Origin of the sequence: Gilliamella sp. Fer4-1, from assembly GCF_001690515.1 — a bacterium.
Classification (GTDB): Bacteria; Pseudomonadota; Gammaproteobacteria; order Enterobacterales; family Orbaceae; genus Gilliamella; species Gilliamella apicola_C.
Map to the genome: position 1 here is coordinate 1 of NZ_LZGZ01000114.1, position 5,697 is coordinate 5,697.

Sequence of the window (5,697 nt, forward strand, 5' to 3'; positions counted from 1 at the left end):
AGTGCTGATGCATTTTCAAATTCAGTAAATTCTGAAATTGCATTAGGCTGTTTAATATCATCTGAACGCTTACCAAGCACTTGCGAAGCAAGCACTAAGCCTTTTTGATTGATTATTGAATAACGATAAAAATCGATCAAATCTTGTTTATTGATGTTTTTTACCTTCGCTATTTTTTTACTGCGTGAATCAAAAGCAAAACGTGATAAACGATAATCTGGCATATAACGGCTTAATTCTTCATCCAATGTTTGAGGTGGCATTGTCAGCTCCTCAAGTATCGCCTTTTTGTATTGCTCAATATCATTTTCTGATAAAGCTTCTAACTTACTTAACATAATTGGGTAAAACTCTTGATAACGCTTAAGCAAATAAGCTGGATCATACTGATTACTTTGGATAATAAAACTCATCCCCGCAGAATCCCCAACCGTAATTGGCGTTGTAAATACAGCATAACCAAGTTGCTCATTAGTTCGCAACTGATCGAAGAACCATGGCGAGATTATTTTATAAAGTGTATAACTTAACATACTACTTGTAATACGATCATAATTCGTTGGGATATAGCTCATCATCAAGGCGTTATCAGTACTTTTGGCCTGCTGAGTAATTTGTGCCAATAAAGGTGATTTAATTTTGATGCTTTTCATTGGGGTAAATTCAGCTTTGCGTGCAAGCATTTTTTGAATAGCATGATAAAGATCTAATGAATTCTCATTAGATAAATTTCCCAAGCTTAGCATATAAGGTACAGAATTAGTCATTAGATTATTACGATAAGTTAAAATATCATTAATACTCATATCTTCTGTGATTTGACGCCTGACACTTCGCTCATAATAATGAGGAACAGAAGATAATGCACTCACAGGATTAACAGCTAATTGGTAACTATTTGTATGTTCCGCTGCATCAAGTTTTTGCAAATACCATGACTTGGCTAAAGCTAAGCTTTGTTCATCAATCGTTATTTGGCGATAACTATTAAGTATCGCTAATATCATTTCAGGTAAGTGTTGATTAAAGCCACTAGCCGTAATCATCAAACCATCATCGCTACCCGTAGATAAGGCTATACCAGCAATACTTGCTTGAAATTGTAATTGCGCTAATTGACGGCTAACGATGTAATCGAGTAAATCAAACGCTACTTTGGATTTCGCATCAATAAAAGCTTCATTATTTCGTAACGAAACTACAATTTCAGCTTTCGGTTCTTGACGAAAATACTGACTAACGAAATGGAAATGGTTTCCACGCTTGCTGAATCCCGCTGGTTGTGATTGATTGCTGTTTTGGCTCAAAATCGTAAAATCATCTGGAATATAAGGGTTGAGTTCAGGCAAGCTAAACGAAAAACTTTTACTTAAATTTAGCCAATTTACTTTTTCTTCATTAGTAATATTATCAATTTTATACGGGGCATCAACAAAATAAGCGGTCTTATTCGTCAATTGATTAGGAGAAATAATCCAAACCCTTGCATTATTAACGGTGAAACTTTTTAAACGATTAACTACCGTTGTTTTGTCAAAATGCGTAGCAACATAATCAGAATTCAACACATTTTTAATAGGGTATAACAACATTTGATCAGACAGCCATTCCACATAAGACATATCACGTTCAATATTTTGATATTTAAACTCTAACGCTAGCACTTTTTGCATTTCTTTATAATAAGCGTCAGAAAGCCCTTCGTGTTGAATTAATTGTAAATAATTAAAAATAGCTGCAATAACCTTATCTTTTTGGGCAAGACCATCTTCTGTTAAATTAACGTAAATACTAAATAACCCACTATTGCCATATTTAATTGGATTACTTGACGCTTGAATGCTCTCAATCAAACCTTGCTTTTGAAGCTGATCAACTAATGTATTTTTGCTACGGTTACCAATTAAATAGCCAATATATTCATCACTCTTGTCAGCAAACTTAGCCACATTATTTTCAATGGGGAATTGCAATAATAACAATTTTTTGGGTTGCGCTGGTACCATCGTAATTTGTTTACCTAATGTCTCAGCGGTCAGCGCTTGCTTATCAATTTTAGGTGCATCAATATTTTTATTAACAATTTGACCAAAAGTGCTTTCTGCTAACTTGGCCAATTTATTAATAGACTGATTACTATAAATTACCCCTACCATAATGTTGGCAGAATAATAGCCTTGATGGAAATTAACTAAAGCATCTTGTAGTTTACTGCTTTCTTTGTCACTCAATGTCTGTAAATTACCGCCCGAAAATTGAGAAGCTGGGTGGTTTTGATTAATAGTTTCTGAATCAATCTGTCCAATACGAAAACCATCATTTGATCTCGCCATGGTCAGTTCCGCATTTACCGCATTACGTTCTTTATCGGCAAATTTAGGATCTAAATTTGGCTGGGCAATAGCATTAGCCAAATGGTCTAATGCTGTTTCAAATGCGCTATTTTCGACCTCAAAATAAAACGCAGTACGATGCGCAGCAGTGCTAGCATTATAACTACCAGCATGACGGCTTAAAAACTGCGAAAAACTCGCTGGTTCGGGGTATTTTTTCGATCCCATTAATACCATATGTTCAGTATAATGCGCTAAACCTTGCTGATCTTTGGGATCTTGCAACGAACCAACCGGTAACGCTAATGACGCCAACGATTTAACCGCTTTAGGATCTGAAACCAATAAAACGCGCATTTTATTCGCCAGTTCAATAACTTCATATTGGCGCTTGTCGCGCTCACTTTGTTGTACCTTTTCTAACAAAACTGGTTTGGCAAGCTTGTTTTCGATGGCAAAAGATGAATATGAAGTGGTAAGTAAAGCCCCAATAAATCCACTAATAATAAAATTAACTAATTTTCTTCTATTCTTATAAATCATAATTTCTGCTCGCTCAACTCAGTTTTAATAGCAATAACAAAAAATAAAAACAACAAATTTATCAATAATACTACAGCATCTTGATAAACTCTGTGATTTGGTAGATGACTAAATTAATGCTCACGAGTTTTCCTAAATTTAACATCAGGATACCGTTCTTGAGTCAAATTCAAATTAACCATGCTTGGCGCAATATAAGAAAGGTTATCTCCGCCATCTAAAGCAAGGTTCTGTTCGCATTTACGTTTAAACTCTTCTAGTTTTTTTACATCACTACACTCTACCCAGCGGGCGGTTGTGACATTAACTGATTCGTAAATTGCCTCAACGTTATATTCTGATTTTAAACGTGCAACAACCACATCAAACTGAAGAATCCCAACAGCGCCCACAATTAAGTCATTATTAGCTAGTGGGCGAAATACTTGTACAGCGCCTTCTTCAGACAATTGCACTAGTCCTTTTAATAACTGTTTTTGTTTAAGCGGATCTTTTAAGCGGATTCGGCGAAACAATTCTGGTGCAAAGTTAGGGATACCTGTGAATTTTAAATCTTCCCCTTGGGTAAAAGTATCACCGATTTGAATAGTACCATGATTGTGTAGTCCAATAATATCGCCAGCATAGGCTTCTTCAACATGTTCACGATCACCAGCCATAAACGTTAAGGCGTCAGAAATATTAACATCTTTAGCAATACGAACATGGCGTAACTTCATGCCTTTTTCATATTTACCTGATACAATACGCATAAATGCAACTCGGTCACGATGCTTAGGATCCATATTGGCTTGAATTTTAAACACAAAACCGCTGAATTTTTCTTCCGAAGATTTGACTTCTCGCTTATCACTTTGCCGTGGTTGTGGCGTTGGTGCCCATGCTGTTAGACCATCAAGCATATGATCAACACCAAAATTGCCTAATGCCGTACCAAAAAAAACGGGCGTTAAATCACCTGATAAAAAGGCCTCTAGATCAAATTCATTTGACGCGCCTTGTACTAATTCAAGTTCTTCACGTAGTTGTTGCGCTAAATCATCGCCAACAGCTAAATCCAAATCAGGGTTAGTTAACCCTTTAATAATTCGAATCTCTTGGATAGTATGGCCTTGACCTGATTGATAAAGGTAAGTCTCGTCTTTCGCTAAATGATAAACTCCTTTAAATAATTTGCCACAACCGATAGGCCAAGTAATGGGTGCGCACATAATATTTAGCTCGTTTTCAACTTCGTCAAGCAGTTCCATAGGATCGCGAATATCACGATCTAATTTATTCATAAACGTTAAAATTGGTGTATTGCGTAGCCTTGTCACTTCCATTAATTTACGTGTGCGATCCTCAACCCCTTTTGCCGCATCAATCACCATCAAACAACTATCAACCGCAGTTAACGTGCGATAAGTATCTTCTGAGAAATCCTCATGTCCAGGAGTATCAAGTAAATTGACTAAACAGTCATTATATGGGAATTGCATGACCGAGGTTGTTATTGAAATACCACGTTGCTTTTCCATCTCCATCCAGTCAGATTTAGCATGTTGAGCATTGGCACCACGACCTTTTACGGTACCCGCAGTTTGTATAGCATGACCAAATAATAGCACCTTTTCGGTAATCGTTGTTTTACCTGCATCAGGATGAGAAATAATCGCAAAAGTGCGACGAGCTTTGACTTCATCTAAATACGCTTGTTCTGTCATAAAATTAACTTTTTAATCCACACAAAATAATCACTTATTTTAGCAGGTATCTATCTATTTTGCCATTGATGTTATTATTGCTGTTATTTGCCTTATTGGCTTATCTATGCATAATATTTGACTTTAATATTGCTAAATGCTGTTTGTCTTTTTGCCAAAAAGTTTCAGGCTAAACCTAACTTTTCAGTATAAAAACGGAACTAGTTATGAATATTCGAGATCTAAAATTGTATTTACATTTGTGTGAAACTTGTCATTTTGGCATGACAGCTAATGCCATGCATGTCAGCCCATCAACGTTATCGAGACAAATTCAACGTTTAGAAGAACACTTTGGCCATGCACTGTTTATTCGTGATAATCGGCAAGTACAAATGACTCATGAAGGGGAAAAAGTAAAGCGTTTTGCCCAGCAAGTGATCAATTTGCACCAACAAGTACGGCAGGATTTAGATCAATCAGAACAACAATTAGTTGGGGAGTTAACTCTATTTTGCTCTGTTACTGCAGCCTACAGCCATTTGCCTGAAATACTTGATCGTTTTAGGATCCACTATCCATTAGTTGAAATCAAACTATCAACGGGCGATGCCGCCGATGCGGTTGGAAAAATACAATCCAATGCTGCCGATTTAGCCATTGCAGGAAAACCTAAACAGCTACCTACGGGCATTGAGTTTTTAAAATTTGGTGAAATTGACATGGTTTTGTTGATTCCCAAACTAAATAGCTCATTTAGCGATAAATTGCATCAAAAAAAACCTGATTGGCACAATATCCCTTTTATATTGCCAGAACATGGCCCAAGCCGTCACCGCATTGATTTATGGTTTAAACAAAAGAAAATAACCAACCCAAAAATTTATGCTACTGTCGCAGGGCATGAAGCGATTGTGTCGATGGTTGCTTTGGGTTGTGGTGTCGCCTTATTGCCAAAAGTCGTGATGGACAACAGTCCAGAAAGAGTCCGAGAACGAATTACAGAATGGTCCACCAATTTAATGGAGCCATTTGATGTAGGGATTTGTGTGCAAAAAAGACGCTTATCTGAAAAAATCATTGCCGCTTTTTGGAAAATTTGTAATTTAAATTTACTCAATAACGAATAACAAAAA

Annotated in this window: 3 protein-coding genes; 1 reads left to right on the top strand and 2 read right to left on the bottom strand. The window is 36.5% G+C overall.

Annotated elements, in window-relative coordinates; translation table 11 throughout:
- Both ptrA and prfC read right to left on the bottom strand, forming a co-directional pair.
- Positions 1–2,876: pitrilysin (ptrA, locus tag A9G30_RS04165; protein WP_065588158.1), on the bottom strand; the 2,876-nt coding region annotated here is incomplete at its 3' end.
- Positions 2,877–2,989: 113 nt separating this feature from the next.
- Positions 2,990–4,582 carry a peptide chain release factor 3 gene (prfC, locus tag A9G30_RS04170; RefSeq protein ID WP_065582901.1) on the bottom strand — a complete coding sequence of 531 codons (1,593 nt, stop codon included), beginning with the start codon at positions 4,580–4,582 and terminating at the stop codon, positions 2,990–2,992.
- Positions 4,583–4,788: 206 nt separating this feature from the next.
- On the opposite strand from prfC, the gene ilvY reads away from it, so the two are divergent.
- On the top strand, positions 4,789–5,691 hold the full coding sequence (gene ilvY, locus A9G30_RS04175) for an HTH-type transcriptional activator IlvY (protein ID WP_065568092.1): 903 nt from the start codon (positions 4,789–4,791) through the stop codon (positions 5,689–5,691).
- Positions 5,692–5,697: the final 6 nt, after the last annotated feature.

Excerpts from the sequence above, each read along its gene's own strand:
- prfC (WP_065582901.1), bottom strand. The coding sequence starts at position 4,582 with ATGACAGAACAAGCGTATTTAGATGAAGTCAAAGCTCGTCGCACTTTT.
- ilvY (WP_065568092.1), top strand. The coding sequence starts at position 4,789 with ATGAATATTCGAGATCTAAAATTGTATTTACATTTGTGTGAAACTTGT.